General features: G+C 57.1%; 11 protein-coding genes. 5 read left to right on the top strand and 6 right to left on the bottom strand.

What is annotated here, in order from left to right; all coding sequences use genetic code 11:
- Positions 1-271 precede the first annotated feature (271 nt).
- Positions 272-1,102: a glutaminyl-peptide cyclotransferase gene (locus LAO21_19085; GenBank protein ID MBZ5554828.1), complete on the top strand. Its 831-nt coding sequence runs from the start codon at positions 272-274 to the stop codon at positions 1,100-1,102.
- 59 nt (positions 1,103-1,161) lie between these two features.
- Here the strand turns inward: LAO21_19085 and LAO21_19080 are convergent, their stop codons facing one another.
- The gene (locus LAO21_19080; protein ID MBZ5554827.1) at positions 1,162-2,058 is read right to left on the bottom strand and encodes a hypothetical protein; all 897 of its coding nucleotides are present in this window, start codon (positions 2,056-2,058) and stop codon (positions 1,162-1,164) included.
- A gap of 549 nt (positions 2,059-2,607) precedes the next feature.
- A complete protein-coding gene (locus tag LAO21_19075) occupies positions 2,608-6,051 on the bottom strand; it encodes a carboxypeptidase-like regulatory domain-containing protein (protein ID MBZ5554826.1) in 3,444 nt (1,147 codons plus the stop codon).
- Between the two features lie 942 nt (positions 6,052-6,993).
- Here LAO21_19075 and metH point away from each other — a divergent pair.
- Positions 6,994-10,551 (top strand): methionine synthase, encoded by a 3,558-nt coding sequence (gene metH / locus LAO21_19070; GenBank protein MBZ5554825.1) that lies wholly within the window; start codon positions 6,994-6,996, stop codon positions 10,549-10,551.
- A 209-nt stretch (positions 10,552-10,760) separates the two neighbouring features.
- On the opposite strand, the gene LAO21_19065 is transcribed toward metH, so the two are convergent.
- The gene (locus tag LAO21_19065) at positions 10,761-12,188 is read right to left on the bottom strand and encodes a DnaJ domain-containing protein (protein ID MBZ5554824.1); all 1,428 of its coding nucleotides are present in this window, start codon (positions 12,186-12,188) and stop codon (positions 10,761-10,763) included.
- A gap of 175 nt (positions 12,189-12,363) precedes the next feature.
- On the opposite strand from LAO21_19065, the gene LAO21_19060 reads away from it, so the two are divergent.
- Both LAO21_19060 and LAO21_19055 read left to right on the top strand, forming a co-directional pair.
- Positions 12,364-13,314, top strand: a complete 951-nt coding sequence (locus LAO21_19060) for an SDR family oxidoreductase (GenBank protein MBZ5554823.1) — start codon at positions 12,364-12,366, stop codon at positions 13,312-13,314.
- A gap of 190 nt (positions 13,315-13,504) precedes the next feature.
- Positions 13,505-15,370 (top strand): bifunctional homocysteine S-methyltransferase/methylenetetrahydrofolate reductase, encoded by a 1,866-nt coding sequence (locus LAO21_19055; GenBank protein ID MBZ5554822.1) that lies wholly within the window; start codon positions 13,505-13,507, stop codon positions 15,368-15,370.
- Between the two features lie 745 nt (positions 15,371-16,115).
- Here the strand turns inward: LAO21_19055 and tnpA are convergent.
- Positions 16,116-16,538 carry an IS200/IS605 family transposase gene (tnpA, locus tag LAO21_19050; protein MBZ5554821.1) on the bottom strand — a complete coding sequence of 141 codons (423 nt, stop codon included), beginning with the start codon at positions 16,536-16,538 and terminating at the stop codon, positions 16,116-16,118.
- Between the two features lie 1,299 nt (positions 16,539-17,837).
- Between tnpA and LAO21_19045 the strand changes: the two genes are divergently transcribed.
- Positions 17,838-21,221, top strand: coding sequence for a biopolymer transporter Tol (locus LAO21_19045; GenBank protein ID MBZ5554820.1), 3,384 nt, complete (start codon positions 17,838-17,840; stop codon positions 21,219-21,221).
- Between the two features lie 234 nt (positions 21,222-21,455).
- On the opposite strand, the gene LAO21_19040 is transcribed toward LAO21_19045, so the two are convergent.
- Both LAO21_19040 and LAO21_19035 read right to left on the bottom strand, forming a co-directional pair.
- Positions 21,456-22,367, bottom strand: a complete 912-nt coding sequence (locus tag LAO21_19040; protein ID MBZ5554819.1) for an alpha/beta hydrolase — start codon at positions 22,365-22,367, stop codon at positions 21,456-21,458.
- Positions 22,364-23,164 (bottom strand): alpha/beta hydrolase, encoded by an 801-nt coding sequence (locus LAO21_19035; protein ID MBZ5554818.1) that lies wholly within the window; start codon positions 23,162-23,164, stop codon positions 22,364-22,366. The genes LAO21_19040 and LAO21_19035 overlap by 4 nt, the downstream gene beginning before the upstream one ends.
- Positions 23,165-23,280 lie beyond the last annotated feature (116 nt).

Below are 23,280 nucleotides of genomic sequence, written 5' to 3'. Positions count from 1 at the left end.
TCCGAGTCACTTTTTTTGAAGGAAGATGTCTTCGTGTCCTGCTTCGACCCCCTTTCTGAAAATCCGGCGCTTGACGACGGTCGTGCTTCCTCGTAATCTTTCGGGCGGATTCAACAATCGGCAAATTCAATCGGGGGAGTGGTCCGAACTCGACAGGATGGACGTCATCGCCCAACCCGTTTCCTGGCGGGGATGAATCCATCTCGAATTTGACCGCCCGCAAAACACTATGACCACAGAGACGCAAAGTCATATGAAAGATAAGAAGCGAATGTACCGGATCCTTCTTGAGATAATCATCCCATGGATCATTCTCACTGCTCCAGCCTGTACCGAAAGGGCGGGAAATGGCCCGAGAGAATCATCTCCACCGGTCTCCAGCGATGTCCGCGGCTCCACAAACGGAGTTCCGTTCTATACCTTTCAAGTCATCAAGAGCTGGCCTCACGACCCTGCCGCCTACACGCAGGGATTGGAATTCTCCAATGGAGTGCTCTATGAGAGCACGGGGTTATTTGGGAGGTCCAGCCTTCGCAGAGTGGATCTCGAGAGTGGGAAGGTCCTCCAGCAGCATGATCTGCCGTCGGAATATTTCGGCGAGGGCATTACGGTTCTCGGGGACAAGATCTATCAACTCACGTGGCAGTCCCACAAGGGATTCGTCTATGACCGCCAGACGTTTCAACCTCTCAAGGAATTTTCGTACACCGGCGAGGGGTGGGGTTTGACGCATGATGACCGTTCTCTGATCATGAGCGACGGGACGAACGAAATCCGGTTTCTCGATCCGGTCAGTCTTCAGACCCAGCGCACGGTCCGCGTGTTGAGCGATGGCCAGCCCCTGGCGAATCTGAACGAGCTCGAATATGTCAAAGGAGAGATCTATGCGAACGTGTACGAAAGCGATTACATTGTCCGCCTCGATCCGGGGTCGGGGAAGGTATTGGGTTGGATTGATCTGACCGGACTCCTGCCGGCAGCCGATCGCGGGCAACCGGTCGATGTCCTCAACGGCATTGCCTATGACGCGGCGAAAGATCGATTGGTCGTGACGGGGAAGTTGTGGCCGAAATTATTTGAGATCCGGTTGGTGAGGAAGTAGGTTAGGTTTTGTAGGGCGATCCGTCGCGGCGGGTCGCCCTACGGAATCAAAAAATCTTTTTACTGCTTGGGTCTTTCTTTGGCTGCCGGCGTAGGGGCGGCCTTCGCGGTCGCAGGCGGCTTCGGCGTCCAGAAGCCCGGGTCGATCCCCGTCAGATCCCGAGACACATAACTCATCCTGGGACTGATGACATAGAGGTTCGCTTCGATATTCATAACCGAGTCGCGCTCAAGCGTCTGCAGTCTCTTTCCATTCTCTTCCCCAAGCGCTCCCATGACGGCTTTGTCATTATCCACATCCATCTCTTTCAGCGATTTCATCAAAGAGATGGCAAAGTAAGTGCCCGCCGGGGCGCCGGAAATGGCCTGGTAGAGCGCAACGGGCGCGTTCACATTGGCCTTTTCCATGGCCCCGAAATACAGCTTAGCCCCTTCCCCGAATTCCCCGAAATGGCCGAGCCTCACCCGGAACGTTTCGATTTCAACGACGCGCGAGTGCGCAATGCTGTCGGCGGTGAAATCTTTAAGGCGGTAGCTCAGATCCTCCCGGAGAACGGCCAGGACGGCGCGCTGGCTGGCGTGCATGTCGGCACCTGCGGCCTCGAGTTTTTCGAGATCTGCCATCAGAGCGCCGCCCTCCGCCTTCTCGAAGTTCATGTGATCCTTCTCCAAGGCTTCGAAGGAAGGATAACTGACCAGGAAGACCGCCTCATTCTCATTCCCGGAAATGGCGGACAGCCCCAGCCAATGAGCCTCCGATTTCGCCCGGCCGGCCAGTTGGACGAACCCATGGGCTTCCTTCTCATGGGCGGTTCCCTTGCCCGGCTTAATCTCTTCGCGCTCGATTAAGATCACTTTGGGCGGGCCCGCGCTCGGAGCCGGCTGGGCGAGCAATGGAAGAATTGAAACCAGCAAAAGCAAGACTGCGATCGTGCCTTGAAGCAATTTTTTCATCATGGGTGATGCCTCCGGTGAATTGTTTTTTCGACCTCTCTGCGTGTGAAATAAGAGAGCTTAACAACAGCCCGCACAGTTCTCGTTGCGAGGCGACAAATCGCCTCGGGGATGAAATGGCTTTCGAAGATTGGGCTTTCGAGAATGGAGCGACAAGAATTGTACAAGGACTGGGCCGCCCGTCAAGACCTTTTGAGCAAATTCCAGGAACACGACGGAGCCTGCGGGCATATGGATTTTCCAGTTGACTCATCGCGGGTCATACTCGTGCGTGACCAAAAGCCCGCGATGGGAGAAACACCCACTGCCACTCGCCAAACCTAGCCCCCCAGGAACACCTGTTCAAGAAACAAGACTCGTGGGAATCGTTTTCTGAAGGAGGCTTGGAAAGGGAGATTGCGGTAATTGACCGCTCCGGCCTTTCGGGCCCGAGGTTGGATGGGCAGAATGGGGGCGGACCTCCGAGTCATTCCACCCGCTGACGTTCACAAAAAAAAGCGCCCCGATCCATGGGATCGGAGCGCTTGCAAGAGCCTTAAGGTTTGATACAGCCTAGAAGTAGAACTTCGCTGCCAATTGGATCAGTCGTGGTTGAGCTGCGGAAGTGATCCGGCCGAAGTTCGACGAGTTGACATCCGTGGTACCGGGAGCATTGAACTGAGTGTGGTTGAAGAAATTGTAGAATTCAAACCTCAACTCCACCTTGGTCGACTCCGTGATCTTCGTATCCTTGAACAACGCGAAATCAAAGTTGTAAACACCCGGAGCACTCAAATTGTTTCGTCCCACATTGCCAAAGGTCCCGAAGGGCTCCAGGGCAAAGGTGTTCGGATTGAACCAGTAATTGGTACGCGAAGTGGTTCCACCCTTGATGCCGTTGACGAAGGATGCAGTGCGCGGATCGGTGAACTGAACCGGTCCAGTCGAGTTCGGCGCGTCGGCGCACACCCCGAAGTCAAACTGCCAGCACGACAGAGAGCGGAAGCCGCCATCCACCACGTCCAGGGCCAACCCGCTCTGGAACGTCGTGATGCCGGTGATCTTCCATCCATCCGTCAAACGGTTATGTCCCATCAAGTGGGCGAAGGGAAGCTCGTACGTGTAGCTGAAGACAAACCGCTGGGATGCATCGTAAGCAGAATTCCCGTAGCCGGCGTTGAGGTTGAAAGGATTCGTGCCACGCGCGCTTCCAAACTGTCCAAAACCGCCTCCGCCGAATCCCGAATCCTCAAAGCCCGAGGCATTGTCCATCGCGTGTGACCACGTGTAGGACGCCAGGAACTGCATGCCATGGGAAAAGTGTTTGTTCAAGCTGACCTGCAGGGCGTTGTAATTCGAGTTCCCCACGGTCTCCGTGTTCCACGGCACCGTGCCCAGCACGTTGATATCGAATGGGAAATTCTGCGGGAATACAAATCCCTGATTGACGCGGTTGGCCACACAGGAGGGATTTGCCGCACATCCGGCCTGATTCAGACCGGGACTCAACGACCGAATCAGCACGTTGTGACGGGCCAAAGCGCCCACATAGCCGATGGAGAGGATCATGTCGGCCGGCAATTGACGCTCCACCGTGAGGTTGAAGTTCTGTGAGTAGGCGGGTCGGGTCTTGGGATCCTGGAACAGGGCAAAAAACGGAGAGAGCGAGGCGAAATCGACCCGGGTGCCGGGCGCAATGCCCCCGAACGGAAATTGATTGGGAACGCACCCGCGACCGGCGACATCGCAAAACGGATTGGCAAAGCCCGGACTGCCGGTCCCGCCAGCAACCGTGGAAGCCCCCGGTGAGGAAAGTCCGAAAGGTGGATCGGCCAAGAACTGCAAGGTCTGCTCTTCGAGCGAGCGGTTGAAGTAAAGGCCAAATCCACCGCGAATGCTCATTTTGCCCGCTCCGCCGGAGAGCCAACCCCAATTCGGACTCCACGCAAATCCGAAACGAGGGCCGAAATCCTTGAAGTAAGTCGAGCCTGACGCATTCACGCCCGCATCACCCTGGAATACATATCCAACCGGAGCAGTCGGAAATACCGTGGACTGCTGTCCCGGCCGGAACGCGACCATGGCGTGATTGTCATGAAAATTGTCGTTCAGGGGAGTGTCAATCTGCCAGCCCACGCCGTAAGTCAGCGTGAGGTTGGGTCGGACCTTGTATTGATCCTGTGCGTAGATGTAGTACTCTTGCGTGCGGGCATTGATGATGTCACCGCTGCCCTGGTTGTAAGTGTCCGGAATTCCCAGCAGGAAATCAGCCCCGGCATTTCCCGTGCTGAATAATCCGGAACCGCCAAAGCCAAATGAACCACTGTTCGAATTGTTGAACGGGTTGTACACTTGAGCGCGTCGCATATCGAACCCGAATTTCAGCGTGTGCTTCCCCTTCACCCACGACAGATTGTCAGTGACCTGGTACGTTTGATCGATTCTCGGCTGAGGGCCATTAGTGGAAAATCCCAGGGTAAACAACCCGCTGACGGTGATCACGGGGAGCCCCGCCGATCCGGGGTTTTGAGGGGTGATCCCGGTGAAACCCACTGAGGACGGCAGCGTTGGCGTGACTGGGGTAACCGCCGCAAAATTAAATCGACTGTACCCAAAGCGGGCTTCGTTCACAACATGGTCGTTGAGCACGTGGGTCCAGTTGGCCGTGTACTGCTGAAGATGGCGTTGGTTCACGTCCGCGAACCCCGGCAAATTGGCGCCCGTGAAAGGCAACGTATCCGTGGTAGGGTTTCTCTGCCAGAACCAATTCCCCCAAATCGAATCTTTCGTGCTGAAGGTGTGGTCGATGCGAGCAATAAGCTGGTCTGCTAATCCAGTCGTAGTCGGGTTAAACAGGAAATTAGCACCCGAATTGGGGAGTGGAACGAATTTGTTCATCAGGCCCGCTGCGACCGAATTGAAGTCTGCTGTGGGAATATGTCCGGTGGGGAAAATGGTGGAATACGGCGTCCCAGCCGGAAACAAAGTTCCGTTCTCGCCCTTCAGGGGGAAGGGTGACAAGACCGAGGACGTGGCGAGATCCGGGAAGATACCGTTCCGCTGGTCCTGGGTGTACACGGGGGAGTTTCCACCCGCCTGAGGCACCCGGTTCCGAGTTCCCTGATAAGAGAAGAAAAAGAAGGTGTTATTCTTCCGAATGGGACCTCCGATGGTCCCACCGAATTGGTTCTGGTGGAAAATCACCGCTTGATGCGGAGCGCCGAAGAAGTTGCGGGTATCGAGACTGGTGTCCCGGAAGAATTCAAACCCGCTGCCGTGAAATTGGTTGGTACCGGACTTCGTGATGGCATTCACAGTCGCCCCGGAAGCGCGTCCGTATTCCGGGTTGAGAGTGTTGGTCACCAGGCGGAATTCCGCAATGGCATCGGGGCTGGGGATAAACAGCACCGTGTTCAACGGCAGGTCCTGAGAGTCGGTTCCGTTGATCAGGTAAGCGTTCTGGTCCGTCTGGCCGCCGTTGGTAGAGAAAGATCCGCGGCCGTCAGACGCCGACATCACGCCCGGCTGCAATTGCTGCAACTGGACCCAATTGCGGCCGTTGAGCGGCATATCCACGATCGTGGATCCGGAGACCACCGTTCCCAATTGCATGTTGGTGGTTTCGACTTGAGTGGCATTCGCCTGAACGGAAACCTCCTGCGTCACCGCTCCGACCTCCATGGAGATGTTCAAAAGGTAGACTTGATTGGTCACCAGATGGATCCCGGTTGTCGTGAACATTTTAAACCCGGACTTTTCTGCCGTGACCTTGTAGTTGCCGACCCCGAGTTGAAGATATTCGAAGCTTCCGTCGTTTTCGGATACTAACTCCTTGGAGCTTCCAGTGCCAACATTCGTGGCGGTGACCTTGACGCCTGGGATGACTGCTCCTGACTGGTCGGTCACCGTGCCGCGCATCCTGGCATTCAATACTTGGGCCATGACCATGTCCGTCATGGCCAACGTAAAGAGAACCCCCCAGATCACAAGTTTCAAAAGAGTGGAACGATTGTTCATTGAATCTTCTCCTTGGTTTTCGATTGTTGTTTTTTCCCTTTTGAGCGAAAAGAAAGATGAAGCCGCCACGGAGAAGTGACTTAAGAGGAGGGCGACCCCTCCTGTGTTGTAACAAAGGAATTTGTTCATCCTGACCGATTCAAGGATATTGCGTTGGAAATGGTGCCATTTGGTGAACTGGGAAAAACAAAATGCTTCCTGACGCGATCCATTGCGGATTAACTGATAGTCCCTAAAGCCTGCACCGGAATCACGGCTTTACCCGGAAATTAGAAATGCTGGTCTCAGGGGAAGATCCATTAAAAATGTAAACCATAAAATCGATCAAAAATTGCTAAAGATGCCATTCTTCCTGCAATCGTGTATCCAAAATGGAATGCCATTCCAAATAGTTCATTTGTAAAAAGTTATATAATTTTGTCTCCATGCGCGCGGTATGAAAATCCAAATTTTTGTAGAAACTCATGGAAAAGAAAGTCAGTGAGTCTGGATCTTACCCTCCTGTCAGGATCAGGTTTTGCAGAAAACACACGAGATTCTATGCGATTGAGGCGAGTCCGTTCTAGAAATGGTGAAATATAGATTCCCATATGGGACTTCTATGAGAAATTGGAGACAGATGTGTCCATCGGTTCGGACGGAAACCTTGCCTCCTTGCCTTAGAACTGTCTGGAGAAAAGCCTAGTCCAGCAAGCCTAGTCCACCACAATCAGGCCATCCGTGAAGGGATCAATGCTTCGTCCCATTGTGCAAGAGGGATGTAGCGGTATTGCACTGGGAAACCAAAGCGTTTAGAATCCGAGGTTGTTCCAACGCTTTCCAGTTGTTGACGCGAATGCGCCGTTCGGAGGCGCTGGTCGGGACAAGCTATTCGCCGAAGCCCTTTAGCGATTGGGAGACTCCAGGCTCGCAGGGGCGTGGGTAAATCGTGCCAAAGGGGTGATTGTATTGTCATTTCTTAAGACGCTGGAACAGAAGATCCTGATATTCGATGGGGCGATGGGGACGTCACTCCAGGTGCAGAATCTGACCGCCGACGACTTTTGGGGGAAGGAGGGCTGCAACGAATACCTCGTCCTCTCGAAACCCGACGCGGTTCGTCGGGTGCATGCCGGCTTCCTGGATGTGGGTTGCGAAGTCATCGAGACCGACACGTTTGGATCCACCCGCATCGTCCTTGCGGAATATGAGCTTGCGGACAAGGTCTACGAACTGAACTTGAAAGCGGCTCAGTTGGCGCGGGAGGTGGCCAGCGATTACTCGAACCGACCGGGCGGCGGCAATGGCCGGTACGTCGCCGGATCGATCGGGCCGACCACGAAGCTGCCATCGCTCGGGCACATTACCTTCGATGCGATGAGCGAGGCATTTTACGAACAGGCCCGGGGTTTGATCGATGGCAACGTGGACGTCCTCTTGATTGAAACATGCCAGGATCTGCTCCAGACCAAGTCGGCCCTGGCGGGAGTTTTTTGTGCGTTGCGGGAGTCGCGAAAGACCATTCCAGTCATGGTCCAGGTGACCATCGAGAACACGGGCACGATGCTGCTGGGAACCGAAGTGGGAGCCGCGCTCACGGTCCTGGAGCCTTACGACATCATCTCTGTCGGCCTGAACTGCGCCACCGGGCCTCGCGAGATGAACGACGCAGTCCGCTATCTGGGAGACAATTGCACGAAGAGGATCTCCTGCCTGCCCAATGCCGGAATTCCTAAGAACGTCGGAGGGCGCGCCGCCTATCCCCTGACGCCGGACGAGCTGGCCCAGTACTTGAAACGATACTCGATGGAGTACGGATTGAACATGGTCGGAGGTTGCTGTGGCACCACACCAGCCCATTTGAGCAAGGTGGTTGAAGCCCTCGGCGGGATGGCGCCGAAGCGGCGTGAACGCAAGCCCGTCGGCGCCGCGGCCTCCATTTATTTTTCCACCCCGCTGGCCCAGGAGCCGCGTCCGCTGATCGTGGGCGAAGAAATGAACACCACGACGCGCAATCCGAAGTTCAAACAGCTGGTCACCGAGGAGAAGTACGACGACATCCTGATGATGGCGAAGCGGCTGGTGGGAGAAGGCTCGCACGTGCTCGATTTGTGCGTCGCCATCGTGGGGGGCAACGAAAAGCATTACATGCAGGAAACCATCCGGATGCTGGCCACCCGTGTCCCGGTTCCCGTGATGATCGATTCCACCGAAGCGGAGGTCATCGAAACGGCCCTCAAGCTGATCCCGGGGAAGGCGATTGTCAACTCCATCAACCTCGAAGATGGGGAAAAGCGGACCTCGCAGGTGCTTCCGTTGGTCAAGAAGTTCGGGGCCGCCGTGGTGGCCCTGACCATCGACGAGGAAGGCATGGCCCTGACGGCGGAGAAGAAATTCGCTGTGGCCCAGCGCATCTTCAGCCTTGCGACCGAAAAGTATGGTGTCGCTCCAAACGATATTCTCTACGATGCCCTCACCCTGCCCATTTCCACGGGCCAGGAGGAATACCGCACCGCCGCCATCGAGACCATGAAGGCGATCGAGCTGATCAAGAAAAATATCCCCGGCGCCCTCACCATCCTGGGGGTCTCGAACGTCTCGTTCGGCCTGGATATGTACGCGCGGCGCATCCTGAACTCCGTGTTTCTGCATGAGGCCATGGAGCACGGTCTGGATGCCGCCATCGTCAACTGGCAGCGCATCTATCCGCTGTTCAAGATTCCGGAAAAAGAGGTCGAACTGGCCCGCAAGCTGATCTATTTCGACCGCTCGGAGGGCGATCCGCTTCAGAAGTTTATTCAATTTTATGAAGGCGCTGAGAAGAAGACCTTCAGCGTGTCGCAAAAAGAAGAATCCGAGCTGACCGTGGAAGACCGCCTCAAGAATTCCATCATCAACGGCGAAAAGGTGTCCACCGTCAAAGGGGAAAAGGTCACCCTCGAACACCTGCTCGATGCGGCCCTGAAAAAATACTCTCCCCTCGACATCGTCAACACGGTGCTGCTGGATGGCATGAGGGTGGTGGGCGAGCTATTCGGGGCCCGAAAGATGCAGTTGCCGTCGGTGCTGGACTCGGCGCAGGTGATGAAGACGGCGGTCAGCTACCTGGAAACGTTCATGGACAAATCCACCAGCGCCACCAAGGGCCGGATCGTTCTGGCGACGGTGAAAGGCGATGTCCACGACATCGGGAAGAATCTGGTGGACATCATTCTCACCAATAACGGCTACCAGGTTTTCAATCTCGGCATCAAGCAGCCCTCCGACACCATCATCCGGTCGGCGATTGAACATCAGGCCGACGCCATCGGGTTAAGCGGCCTGCTGGTGAAGTCAACAGTCGAAATGAAGTACGTGATTGAAGATCTGGAACGCCTGAGTCTGAGGCTTCCGGTCTTGTGCGGCGGCGCTGCCTTGACCCGAAAATACGTGGAAGAGGATATGCGCGCCGAATACCGGGGACCGGTGTTCTATGGGCAGGATGCCTTCGCCGGGCTGAGATTAATGGATGAGCTTACCGATCCGGCCACGCACGAGGAGTTGGTCGCCTCGGGAATTTACAGGATCCCCGAGAACCTGGCGGGGAACCTCCCGGCAGTGGCCGCGGCCGCCGGCTGTGCCGTGGCGCCTTCGACCGAATCGATCCGCGAGTCCACCGCGAAGAAGACACCCGCCGCTCGTCCCGCTGGGCCAGCCCGCTCCGACACGGCAAGAGACGTCCCCGTTCCTACGCCTCCCTTCTGGGGGAAACGCGTCGTCCCGCCGGAAGAGCTCAACCTGCGGGAGATATACAGCTATGTGAATCCCATCGCCCTCTTCAAGAACCAGTGGCAGCTTCGGGGTATGGGACGCGATGAGTATGAAAAGGTGTTGGTGGAGAAGTATATCCCGATCCGTGACGCCTTGCAGGAGGAGTGCATCCAGGAAAATATCCTGCAGCCGCGCGTGGTGTACGGTTATTTTCCGTGCAACTCAGAGGGAGATGACCTGGTCGTCTTTTCACCGGAGGGAGCTCCCCAGGAGAAGGTCCGTTTCCACTTTCCCCGTCAACGCGCCAATCGCCTCCTATGCCTGGCCGATTTTTTCGCCCCGTCGGACTCAGGCCGACGCGATACGTTGGGAGTGATGCTGGTGACCGTAGGCGCGCGCGCCAGTGAGAAGGCCAGGGAGTTGTTCGCCGCAAACGAATACGCCAAATACCTGTTCTTGCACGGACTGAGCGTCGAGACCGCGGAGGCGCTGGCGGAGTACTGGCACCGGAAGATCCGTGAGGAACTCGGCATCGCGGGAGAGGATTCTCCCCACATTGCCGACCTCTTCCACCAGAAATACCGCGGCAGCCGTTACAGCTTCGGCTACGGCGCCTGCCCCTCCCTGGAGGACCAGGAAAAGATCTTCAGCCTGCTCGATCCCGAGACAACCATTGGCGTGAGGCTCACCTCCGGATTCCAGCTTGAGCCGGAGCAGTCCACCTCGGCCATTATTGCCCACCATCCCGAGGCAAAGTATTTTAACGTTTAAAAGCAGTTCTCAGTTGTCAGTTCTCAGTTGTCAGTAACCAGAGTGCCAAGATCGAGTGCAAGGTTCGGGTCTACAATGGTGAATGCAAGCAACCTAACTCGCTTACTTGTCTCTATGCCGAGGTCGAATGCTTTTTCTGACAACTGACAACTGAAAACTGGCAACTGTTTTTCTGGCAACTGCGAACTGAGAACTGCGAACTGCCTTTTTCACTTCTTCGAGAACATCTTCTTCAATTGCTTGCCGAACGACTTTTGGATCTTTGGTTTTCCCGTGGTGCTCTTCAATTCTTCTTTGGCGATCTCACTGGAAGGGTCCCGCTCCAGGGCCTGCTCGAAAGCTCGCCGGGCACGTGAGGGGAGGTTGATCTCTTTATAAAAGTTCCCCAGGTCAAGGAAGTGGGAGGGATTTTCGGGTTCGAGGTCAATGGCTTTAAGAAAATGGTCTTCTGCCTCCCTACGATATTGGGGAACCTTTGAAAGGGTGCGGGCCAGGAAAGACAGATACTGCCCGTTGGAGGGTTCGAGGTTGGCAGCATCCCGGAAATAAGGCAGGGCTCTGACGCAATCCCCTTTTTCGAATAGCTGTTTGCCTTCGGCAAAACTCCTTTCGGCCCGCTCCGTCTCAGAAATAAGGGGCGAACTAGGGGTGGGGGCGTCTTTCTTGAACGACTGAGACGCCTGGCGGCGGTCGTATTCCGCGCGTTGGGTCGGATCCGAAAGGGCCTGGTATGCGGTCGTGAGTTGGCGGAAGAGATCGACAAGTTGACTGTGCAGGGATTCAGGCGCCCGGGCCTTATACCGATCGGGGTGAAAACGTTTTGCCAGCTTGTAGTACCTTGCCTTGATTTCTTCTGGAGAGGACTTTCGAGTGACGCCCAAGAGATCATAGAAATCCCCTCCCGAAATCGCCGAACTGAGCTCCTCAATCTCACGTTTCAACGACAACCAGTCGGTCGCCTCATCCCTGCTGGGAGGCATGGCGGGGGCGGCTACTGGCGTGGGATCGAAGCCGGGGAGACTGCGCCCCGTCGTGCCTGCGGCCGCGGCCCTGGGGTCATAGGCGTCGACCAGGCCGAGGAGGTATAGCACGTAGATATGCCGCACGCTTTGAAGTTCTTCGAACGGGGAAACAGAGAGAACTTCTTCCACCGACAGGGGACTGTCGAAGCGGGAGAGGAGAAACACCTCATCGCGTGAAAGGACCCCCGCCCTGTTTTCCAGACCGGTCGACTTCAGGGCAATGAAACGGGACCCCGAGGCCTTCAATTGGGCGCGGATGGCTTCGGGCGCCAGGGCGGTCCGCGCCAATTCCGAAAGCACCGTTTCGATGGGAACTCGTGCTACCAGGGCCTGTGGCGGGGGCTTCTCCCGGACTTCGGCAAAGGAACACTGGGGCACACCGTCGACGGCCAGAGCGATCAGGGTTTTGAGGAAAAAAGCACCAGGGTCAGCGCGGCCAGAATCCAGGGTGGTCGTGGGGGTGACAGTGGCGGCGCGTATGTCACCGTTGAGGCAGTAGAAACGCCATGTTTCTTCGTTCGATTGGACCTGTAGGACGCCATTGCGAGATTCCAGCGCCACAAGCCGCAACCAGTCCAGGAATTGTTTTTGTTTGATGGTGGAGTCCGTGCTCATCCGGCCTCCCTATTGACAGGTCCCACCCCGGTGATGTTAGCACAGGGTAAAGTTATTTGGAAATTTAGTAGGGCAACGATTCGGGGTTGTGGAAAACGTTCGATTGTTAGAGAATTGGTATCCGCGCAATTGAGAGTCAGGATCTCGTGATTTGAAATTCAACTGAGGTTCTCTTATGGCGACGTTCTGTGTGACGGGTGGGGCAGGATTTATCGGATCGAACCTCGTCGAGGCGTTGGTCCTGCGTGGCGATCGAGTCCGCGTCGTGGATAATCTCTCCACGGGACATTTGGAGAACCTGGATCCAGTCTCCGCAAAGGTTGAATTCGTGAATGACGACATTTGTGATACGGGGCGGATGCGGGAGGTTTTTTCCGGGGTCGATGTCGTGTTTCATGAGGCGGCGATCCCTTCGGTGCAGAAATCCATTTTGGATCCTCAGCGGTCGAATCAGGCCAACATTACCGGGACCCTGTCGGTCCTGGTCGCCGCGCGCGACGCCAAAGTTCGAAGGGTGATCTATGCCGGATCCTCATCCGTCTATGGCGATACGCCGACCTTGCCGAAGGCCGAAAGTATGCCTCCCCATCCGATCTCCCCTTACGGCATTATGAAATGGGTGGCGGAGTTATATGCCCAGCAGTTCACGAAACTCTACGGGCTGGAGACGATCACGTTGCGATATTTCAACGTGTTTGGGCCGCGCCAGGATCCGACCTCGGAGTATTCCGGGGTGCTGGCGAAGTTCATCACGACGATGCTCAGCAACGAACAGCCCGTTATTTACGGCGACGGAGAGCAATCCCGCGACTTTACTTATGTGCAAAACGTCGTCCACGCCAATCTCCTGGCGGCCGAAACCTCCAAGGGCATCGGGGAGGTTATCAATGTCGCGGTCGGATGCCGGTATTCATTGAATGAGACCCTGGAGATTCTGAATCGAATTTTCTCGGGGAAGGTGGCGGCACGCTATGAGGCGCCACGCAGCGGCGACATCAAGCATTCGCAAGCCGATATTTCCAAGGCGCGGTCGTGCTTGGGATACGAGCCCAAATTCGATTTTGAAACCGGCCTTCGTCACACGGTGGAGTGGTACCGGTCCATGGCCCCGTCGTTAAAATCATAGCCCCACAGGGATGAACAAGATTCACAAGATGGTCTCAGGCCGAAGCCATCGAAATGCGCCGGCCTCCTCGATCCGCCGCGGCGGGCAGAAGGGCCGTCCATGGAAAGATGTGCGTTCCGGCGATTTTTTTTGATGATAAAATTTGGAATTTGAATTTTGGGATTTGGAGTTTCTCTCCGGAGGAGAGCGCATGGTCAAGCGACGGGAGTTTCTTGAAAGATTGCAGAAAGAAGTCTTGCTTTGCGATGGCGCGCTGGGGACCTTCCTGTATTCCCGCGGGGTCGCCCTGAACGAGCGTGATGAGCAGAACCTGACCAATCCGGACCTGATCCGGTGGGTCCATCAACAATACATTGACGCCGGTGCACAGATCATTGAGACCAACACCTTCACTTCCAACCGTTTGAAGCTGAGGGAACTGGGCTTGGAGGACCGTCTTCTCGAGATCAACCAGTCGGCGGTCCGAGTGGCGTTGGAGGCGGCCAAAGACAAGGTGTTTGTGGCGGGTTCGGTCGGCCCGCTGGGCGCACTGGTCAAGCCTTACGGCAATCTGACCATCGACGACCTGGGCCAGGTTTACAAGGAACAGATCCAGATTCTGGCAGAGTCGGGGGTCCATCTCATTCTTATCGAAACACACCCCTCGCTGCTGGAGGCGCTGGAAGCGGTGCGCGCGGCCAAGGCGGTGTGTGACCTTCCGATCGTTGCCCAGATGACCTTCTGGGAGGACGGCAAATCGAAGTTCGGGGATGACATTCGGCGTTCCCTGGAAGCCCTCGCCGCTGCCGACGCCGATGTGGTCGGGGTCAATTGCACCCTCGGCCCACAGGAAACCTTTGACCTGATCAATGAGTTCGCCTCTCGTTCGGACCTGAAGATCTCGGTCCAGCCCAACGCCGGACATCCCCAGATCATCAACGGCCGGACGGTGTTCCTTTCCTCGCCGGAATATCTGGAGGAATACGCCAAGGCCTTTGTCAACTGCGGCGCCAATATCATCGGGGGCTGTTGCGGCACGACGCCCGAGCACATCAGCGCGATGGCCCAGGCGGTCCATGGACAGTCGCCCAAGCCGCATCGTCGTCGCGCCGTCTCGGTGCATGTCGAAGTGGAAGCCGTGGAGGAACCGTCTTCGCAGGTGGTCGGCGAGGTGCTCGAGGCCCCCCGGTTGCTCGACAAGATCGGCTCGAAGATTCTGGCGACGTGCGAGATCAATCCTCCCAAGGGGCTCGACTATTCCAAGATGGTTCAGGGGGCGCGGCAGCTCAAGGACGCCGGCGTAGACGCCGTGAACATCACCGACAATCCCATGGCCCGTGTGCGCATGAGTTCCGTGGCGATGGCCCATATCCTTCAGCGCGAAGTGGGGATTGAGGCCATCTGGCAGCTGACCTGTCGCGACCGCAACGTGATTGGCATTCAGTCTGATTTGCTTGGAGCCGCCGCGCTGGGCATCCGCGCAGTGCTGGCGTTGACGGGGGATCCGATTACGATCGGGGATTACCCTAAGGGCACCGCGGTGTTTGAAGTCAATTCCACCGGCCTCGTGCGGATTGTCAAGGGCTTGAACAATGGGTTTGATTTCGCCGGTCAAAACATCGGCACGACCACTCAGTTTCAAATCGGGACCGCCGCTTCGCCCGCGGCGAGCGACCTCAACAAGGAGATGGCGCGGCTCGAGGAGAAGCTGGAGGCGGGCGCCGATTTTGTGCAGACGCAGCCGGTCTTTGATCCCGCCCTGGCGGAGAAGTTTTTGAAGCGGGTCGAGCCCTTGAAAGTCCCGGTACTACTCGGTCTGATGCCCCTCCGGTCTTCGCGCCATACCGAGTTCATGCACAATGAGGTCCCGGGCATCTCCATCCCGGATTGGATTCGTGAACGCATGCGGAATGTGCCGGAAGAACAGGCCATCGAGGAAGGGATCAAGATCTCGTCCCAGATTATTGAAGAGATCAAAGGCATGGCCGCGGGCATTCACTTCTATCCGCCCACCAATCGTTTCGACATGATCGTCCGCCTGATGGCGGCCCTGAACCCGAAGATCGCACATGTGTGAGGGTCGTGAGGTGGACGCCCTCGTCTGCCATGCGGTTCCCCGGCTTCGGCTGAATCGGCGATTCGGTCCGGCCCGGTTCACGGGTCTGGATTGAGCCAACGAGTTTCTGCCGGCCCGGTGTGTGGGGATGTCGTGAACCGACGATTTGAGCCGGCCCGGTTCACGGGTCTGGATTGAGCCAACGAGTTTCTGCCGGCCCGGTGCGCGGGGATGTCGTGAACCGACGATTCGAGCCGGCCCGGTTCACGGGTCTGGATTGAGCCAACGAGTTTCTGCCGACCCGGTTCACGGGGATGTCGTGAACCGACGATTCGAGACGGCCCGGTTCACGGGTCTGGATTGAGCCAACGAGTTTCTGCCGACCCGGTTCACGGGGATCTCTGGATTGAGCCAACGAGTTTCTGCCGACCCGGTTCACGGGGATGTGTGAACCGACGATTCGAGCCGGCCCGGTTCACGGGTCTGGATTGAGCCAACGAGTTTCTGCCGGCCCGGTTCACGGGGATGTGTGAACCGACGATTCGGTCCGGCCCGGTTCACGGCTCTGGATTGAGCCAACGAGTTTCTGCCGACCCGGTTCACGGGGATGTGTGAACCGACGATTCGAGCCGGCCCGGTTCACCGGGCCTGAATACGTACAGCCCGCCGGTTTACCGGCGGGGAAGAAGGCAAAGGAAAATTCCAGCCCGGTTCACCGGGCTTGGGTCCGCTCCATCGCCCGTTGACGGGCGAGATGCAACACAAACTATTCCTCCTCGTCGACGCGCTCCAGGGCCGGACAGAGGGTTCCCCTCCCATGGTGCTCCCGCTGATTTTGAACATAGCTCACCACTTTCATCAACGCCGGCTTGCCGAAACTGACCACACCGTATCCCTCCTGCCAATGCAACAACGAACGCTTTACCCGCTTGTTTATCTCATGTGAACTCGCGCCCTTCAATTGACCGATCCACTCGCTGATCAGAAGGGTCGGAGGGACGCGGACAACCAGATGGACATGGTCTTCAATTCCGCCGATTGAATGAACCTCAACGGATTGGGTTTCGGTCGCCCGCGACTGGAGATATTGATAAAGCGGTTCCTCAATGAGTTTGGTAATGACAGGTGCATTGTCTTTGGTGTGCCAGGTAATGTGAAGATAGATTTCAGAAAATGCATGAGAGGCCATGGCGTCTCCTTTGGGTCGGTTTGCGCTCAAGCGCGGCGGGGGAGGATTCAAGCCCCGTGAACGGGGCTGGGATGAACGTCTTATTCGGGGGGAATGGGGGGCCTGGTCTCCCGCCGGTAAACCGGCGGGCTGTACGCAATCAGGCCCGGTGAACCGGGCCGGGGTTAGCGGTTCATTCGGGGGGATTGGGGGGCCTGGTCTCCCGCCGGTAAACCGGCGGGCTGTACGTAATCAGGCCCGGTGAACCGGGCCGGCAGAGACTCGTTGGCTCAATCCAGACCCGTGAACTGGGCGGCGCCAAACGTCGAGCCCATTCGCGGTCGGCGTGCCCAATGTTCTGGGGTATTCCACGTCAGTGAAACGAGCATCGAGAGGTCCCTTTATGCGCAATTCACAATGGGGGTCTCTGGGGGGTCTGTCAATACCATAACCTCGTTTAGAATTGTGGCATAGCCACTATTTGTTTTCAAGAAAGTTCGCGTTTCCGACAGATCTCTGGGTCTGCCGAATCCTGTGCGCACAAGATCGCCTTGGCCGGATCGGACGTGGCAGGGGCGAGCGCGTGAGATGCAGCAATCACCGTTCGGATAAAAAAGGACTGGAGTGTCCTTCCGGTTGGATCGGTTGTGATGGCATCAAAAGGGGCCACCCCCCCGAATGTCTGGGTATGATTGTACAGAGCAATGGGCCGGCCCGTTTCAGTTCGGAAGAGAGGCACCAAAAGTTGGCCCCGTCCGGATCCCTTGGTTTGATTCTCGTGCGAGCCCGTCCCGCATGGTTCACCTGATTGTGGAGAACCGCGGGCTTGATTCGGCCCGTTTCAGTTTGGAAGAGAGGCACCAAAAGTTGGCCCCGTCCGGATCCCTCGTTTTGATTCTCGTGCGAGCCTGTCCCGTATGGTTCACCTGGTTGTGGAGAACCGCGGGCTTGATTCGGCCCGTTTCAGTTTGGAAGAGAGGCACCAAAAGTTGGCCCCGTCCGGATCCCTCGGTTTGATTCTCGTGCGAGCCCGTCCCGCATGGTTCACCTGATTGTGGAGAACCGCGGGCTTGGGCCGGCCCGGTTCACCGGGCCTGCATACGTACAGCCCGCCGGTTTACCGGCGGGGACGCTCGCCCCTGAATCCCCTAGCCCGGTTCACCGGGCTTCTAGAAACCCGGGATTTATCCCCTCGTAACCGATCCATGCCTTCCAACGTCCTTCCCATTGATCTCAGATTATCCGTTGGGTTCTCTGCTCGAGACCACTCGTTCTATCCAAACTTTATCAATAAACGATACCCTCTGAAGGAGACGCCTCATGATTCGCAAAATCACTCTCGTGGCGATTTGCCTGTGTGCCATGACTTCTTTCATCCTGGCCAAAGAAGTGAAGCTGGCCCGCCATCCGGACTTTCACAATGGAAAAATCGCGTTCAGCTACCTGGGAGACATCTGGGTGGCCGATGAAACGGGCTCGAATCCCGTCCGCCTCACCGTGCACAAGGCGCGCGACGTCTATCCGCGCTTCTCTCCGGACGGCAAGTGGATCGCCTTCTCCTCCGATCGCTATGGAAACTACGATGTCTTTGTCATCCCGGCCGAAGGAGGTGAGGCCAAACAGCTCACCTTCAACACGGCCGCCGACATCGTGGTCGGATGGACGCGCGACAGCCGGCGAGTGATTTTCAATTCGGTGCGTGGCGGTGAGAAGATCGTTTATCCCGGAACCGTCAGCCTGTGGGAAGTGCCGGTGACCGGGGGCCTGGAAACCCGCCTCGACACCGACTGGGGTTACTGGGGCAGTTTCTCTCCCGACGGATCGAAGTTCGCTTTCAACCGCCATCCCATGGTGTGGTGGCGGAAACATTACCGCGGCAGCTACTCCGCCGATCTCTGGATCATGGATGTCCAGAAGAAGACCTTCAAGCGAATCCTCGATGACACGACGCCCGACAACGAGAAGCCCAACAACTTCTGGCCGATGTACGGCAACAACGGCGAGATCTATTTTGTCTCCGACCGCGATGTGGTCGCCAAAGCCGGTTCCAAAGAGGCCCTCAAGAGCGTCAACAACATCTGGAAAGTCTCCGAGAACGGCGGCAAGCCCGTCCAGGTCACCCATCACCGGGACGGCTCCCTTTTCTGGCCTTCGATTTCGAGCGACGGAAAAGTCATCGTCTATGAAGACAACTTTGGCATCTGGAAACTGGACACCGCCACTGGAAAGACTTCGGAAATCAAATTGAATCTCAATTCGGACGACAAGGAGAACAATATCGAGACCCTCACCCTCAACAGCGAGGCCGACAGTTTTGATCTCTCTCCGTCCACCAAGCGCGCCGTCATCTCCGCCCACGGCGAGTTGTTTTCCATCGCCACCGATCGCGGCGACGTCACGCGCATCACCGAGAGTTTCTCGCGCGAGACCGCCCCGCAATGGTCTCCCGACGGCAAGTGGATCGCCTTCGTCAGCGACAAATCCGGCCGCGATGAGGTGTGGATGTGCACCCCCCGCGCCGCCGAGAAGGACTGGAAGCAGGTGTCCACCAGCGACTCCCAGAAGCTTCAGATCCAGTGGGCGCCGGACTCGAAATCATTAATCTACACCGCCACCGACCACAAGCTTTACAAATACACCCTCGACACCGCGAAGACCGATGTGTTGGCGTCGAGCCCGGTGGTCGGGTTCGGAGGAGGAGCCATCGGGAATCCCCAGTTCTCTCCCGACGGGAAGTGGATCTCGTATACCAAGGTCCTGGATACGTTGTTGCCCCACGTCGTCGTCATTTCTTCCGAAGGGGGAGCGGAACATCGCATTACCGACGAGACCACTTACAGTGATGCCAATGCGGTGTGGACGCCCGACGGAAAGAAGATGGTCTATTTGTCGGGGATGGACAGCGGCAATATCGGGGGCGCCGGGGAATCCCGGACCCAGATCTTCAGCGTGGCGCTGACTCCCGAGGAGAAAAACACCTTCGACCGCGGCATCGATGACGAGGAAGCGGCGGCCGCGGCCGAAGCGGCAGCCCGACCCGCAGGCATGCGCCGTGCCCCCGGTGGCGAGACGGGCGGAGGCGGCCCCGAGGGAGCGAGGGGCAAGGTAGATGTCAAGATCGAATGGGAAGGCATCGCCCGTCGCGCCCATCAGCTCACTCGCCTGTCGGACAACATCACGACTGTCGTCGTCTCTCCTGACAGCAAGACCTACGCGTTTGTAGCCGTTGGGACCGTGGACGGACGTCCCAGCCAGGCGATTTACACCATCCAGGAGGACGGGGAACGGTTGACGAAGATCACCCAGGCGGGCCCGTCGGGTGAAGAAGAGGGCGGTGGCGTCTTTGGGGGCTTTGGGGGCATTTCTTCCCTCCAATTCTCGAAAGATAGCCGGACCCTGTTTTACCGCCAGGCGCGCGGCATCTATTCCATCGGAGTGGGAGGTGGTGGCGGGGAAGCGGGAACGATGGCCGGTCCGGGTGCTGCGGGCGCCGGGCCATCGGGACCCGGGGGTGGACGAACGTCTCGCCGGCTGAATTTCACCGCGAAGGTCGAAGTCGATCATCGGGCCGAACGCGAGCAGGTGTTCAACGAGAGCTGGCGCGTCATGAAATTCCGATTTTACGATCCCCAGATGCACGGCGTCGATTGGAACAAGATGAGGCAGACGTATGAACCGCTGATCGCCTACACCGCCGACCAGGAGGAAATGCACAACATCGTCAGCCAGATGATCGGAGAACTCAACGCCTCGCACACCGGGATCGGCGCCGGGGCCGCGGGACCGGGCGGTCGCGCCGAAGTCCAGACGCGCTATCCAGGATTCGAGCTGACCTCCGATCCCAGCGGATTTTACAGGGTGTCCTTGATTTACAAGAAAGGGCCGGCTGACCACGATTACGTGAAGATCAAGGAAGGGGACTTCATCCTCGCGATTAACGACCATCCCTTGAAGGCGGGCGACAACTACTTCCAGTACTACAACGCCGCCGCCGGACGAAAATTTGAATTCACCGTCAACTCCAAGCCCGCCATGGAGGGGGCCTGGAAGGCCAAGGTCGATCCGGTCAACGCCGGGGCCTATGGCACCCTGCAGTACGACAAATGGGTGGCCGACCGCCGTGCCATGGTCGACAAATGGTCCAATGGCGAGATTGGCTACCTGCACATCCGGCAGATGAACCAGCCGTCCCTGCAGAAATTCGAGCGCGATCTGGCGGAGTTGCACTTCAAAAAAGCCCTGATCGTCGATCAGCGCTTCAATCCGGGTGGCGGAATTGACCAGGAATTGCTGGAGATTTTGCAGCAGAAACAGTATCAATACACCCGCGTGCGCGATTCCATCCAGATTACGCGGCCGCTGCGCGCCTTCTTCGGCCCGCTGGTGGTCATGCAGAACGAACGCTCGACGTCGGATGCCGAGGTCTTCCCGGATGGGGTCCGCACTTTGAAACTCGGCAAGGTGGTTGGCGTGACCACGTACGGCGCGGTCATCGGCACCGGCTCCTACACCCTGATGGACGGCTCCGCCATCCGCACGCCCGGCTCCGGCCTGTGGAACGTCAACGGAACGAACCTCGAAAACTACGGCGTTCCGCCGGATGTCTATGTCGACAACACCCCGGCCGATTTTCTGGCAGGGATGGATGCGCAGTTGAAGAAAGCAGTCGAAGTCTTGCAAGAGGAGTTGAAGCAGAAGAAATAGCGGAACGCGCCGTCTGGATTGCAACTTTGCGATGAATTGTCTTGTGGGCAAGGACCCTGGGCCTGCGACGCTTTGGTAGCCCCGGCGCGTTTGTGCGCCGGGGGCCCTTGTCCGCATTTGCGCAAAAACCCTTGTGAGAAAAACGCTCACCGGGGTTTTTGCACGAGTGCCAGAGCCTTTTACGTCCCGGGTTAATTAACGATGGACTGGGGGCGCCCCCTGGTCTGTCCTCGATTAAGGGGGGAGGACCGATTCCTGCGCGTCAACCCCGCGGCGCGGGACTCCGTTCCCTGCACCGAAATTCTCTTGAGCCCACTCGCACACAGTTTTGATCAGCCTCTCCTGTTGAAACAGGGGGGTAAACGTATGATCGGTTCCCACGATTGCCACCACCTGAATCTTCGTCGGATCGCAGGAGGCCTCGACGTCGCGTCGCAGGGTGGACCGGTAGTAATAATAAGAGGGTCCTAAGCTGTCATAGATGAAGCAAAGCCGGACGCCCCGCTGCCCCAGGGTACGCAGGTCCGAGATTATTTTTTCTGTGGGAGGTGGCTGCCAGGCTGGATTCTCCTCATTGAGCCGCTGGCTGACCCTTGATGAAACTGCGCTGACCGTGGACTGCAACCAATTCCATGGGCGCAATTGACCCGTCAGCAGCTTCCACCACATCCGCCATCGAAACAACCTCCGGACGTAGGTCGTCACAATATATCCCGTTGTGCTGTAGCCGTAACTCTCAATCAGAAGCGTGCCCGCAACCCGGGGATCTGCCAGCGCGATGGGAAGGGAATTGTGTGCTCCTGAACAGATTCCGGCCAGGACGAATTTGCTGACTTTCCGGGTCGTATTCATTAAGTCCATGGCTTCCCGCGCTTCATGGATCGCACTCTCCTCAGATGACAACTGATCTTTCCGAACCTCGCTGTCTCCTATCCCGGAAAAATCAAAGCGCAAGACCGTAAATCCGGCCTCCGCCAGGCTCCGCGCCATTCGGGTATAAAGGCGGGCGGGACCCACTCGATGAACCAGGCCGGCATTGAGCAGAAGAACTGCTGTCGGGTTTGTCGGACCTTCGACGAGACCGGGCTCGGTTATGATTCCAACGAGGCTCTTGCGGTCTCCAAAGAGAACGGTACTTTCTTTCATGGGTGGATCTCCGCCATCCACTGGCCCATGGCTTCCAACGCTTCGGTCGGAACCACGACCTGGCCCAGACCTTCTCGTTCAAGCCACTGGCTCGACGCGACGATCTCCTTATAGACGGTCGAAACGCCCAACCCCCCTAATCTGCTGAGCAACGATTGATCATCTTTTTCTCTCGAACTCCGAACAATCAAGACATGTTGAACCGGACACCTGTCCTGCGATAACAAGTCAATGGATTCGATGCTCTGCTTCATTCGGTCCGTCAGAGGGAAACCGACAATCTCAATGACCCCTTTCTTCGGGGCGGGACCTTTCAATTCAGAAAACAGCTGTTCCTTCAGCCAGCCCTGGTGCTGGTTCATTAATTCTTTGATGTATCCTTTCCCTTCAATGACGGGTTCCCAGAGGAGCACGCTCTCCACATCGTTCCGCTCCCGGCTTACAAGCAGCCCCAAGGCGGCGCCTAACCGCAGGCCGATCAGAGAAACCTTAGAGAGCCCCGCCCTTTCCTTGAGTTCACTGATGGCGATTGTGATGTCTTTTTTCCATTGCTCCAGATCCACCTCATCACTTTCACCGCCTGAATCTCCAGTACCATAATAATCAAAACGGAGGACATGGAATCCGACCCGGGACAGTCGGACGGCCAACTGCCGGAGCGCACGATGGGAATAGATGTACTCACTCCCAAAGGTGTTGCAAAGAACAACGCCCGTCTCGCGGTCCGCTCGGGTCAGCGGAGGATGGTAGATGCCGAAGAGCGGCATGTCCTGTGGACCAAAGTAAAAAGGATGCATGATCGAAGAGGTTCTGTCCTTGTCATGTCCGGCATGTCGTGCTCATGAGTCCAAGCCGATGTTTCAGCAGGCAGATGGATTGACCTGTCAGGGTTGCCAAAGTTCTTCAATCAATC

This window comes from Terriglobia bacterium (assembly GCA_020073085.1).
Lineage (GTDB): Bacteria > Acidobacteriota > Terriglobia > JAIQFV01 > JAIQFV01 > JAIQFV01.
The sequence above is the reverse complement of the archived record's forward strand: the minus strand, read 5'-3'. Positions and strand labels throughout refer to the sequence as shown.

What these genes read in the sequence shown, in the direction of transcription:
- LAO21_19085 (MBZ5554828.1), top strand. Translation starts at nt 272, where the DNA reads ATGTACCGGATCCTTCTTGAGATAATCATCCCATGGATCATTCTCACT.
- LAO21_19080 (MBZ5554827.1), bottom strand. Translation starts at nt 2,058, where the DNA reads ATGATGAAAAAATTGCTTCAAGGCACGATCGCAGTCTTGCTTTTGCTG.
- LAO21_19075 (MBZ5554826.1), bottom strand. Translation starts at nt 6,051, where the DNA reads ATGAACAATCGTTCCACTCTTTTGAAACTTGTGATCTGGGGGGTTCTC.
- LAO21_19065 (MBZ5554824.1), bottom strand. Translation starts at nt 12,188, where the DNA reads ATGAGCACGGACTCCACCATCAAACAAAAACAATTCCTGGACTGGTTG.
- LAO21_19060 (MBZ5554823.1), top strand. Translation starts at nt 12,364, where the DNA reads ATGGCGACGTTCTGTGTGACGGGTGGGGCAGGATTTATCGGATCGAAC.
- LAO21_19055 (MBZ5554822.1), top strand. Translation starts at nt 13,505, where the DNA reads ATGGTCAAGCGACGGGAGTTTCTTGAAAGATTGCAGAAAGAAGTCTTG.
- tnpA (MBZ5554821.1), bottom strand. Translation starts at nt 16,538, where the DNA reads ATGGCCTCTCATGCATTTTCTGAAATCTATCTTCACATTACCTGGCAC.
- LAO21_19045 (MBZ5554820.1), top strand. Translation starts at nt 17,838, where the DNA reads ATGATTCGCAAAATCACTCTCGTGGCGATTTGCCTGTGTGCCATGACT.
- LAO21_19040 (MBZ5554819.1), bottom strand. Translation starts at nt 22,367, where the DNA reads ATGAAAGAAAGTACCGTTCTCTTTGGAGACCGCAAGAGCCTCGTTGGA.
- LAO21_19035 (MBZ5554818.1), bottom strand. Translation starts at nt 23,164, where the DNA reads ATGCATCCTTTTTACTTTGGTCCACAGGACATGCCGCTCTTCGGCATC.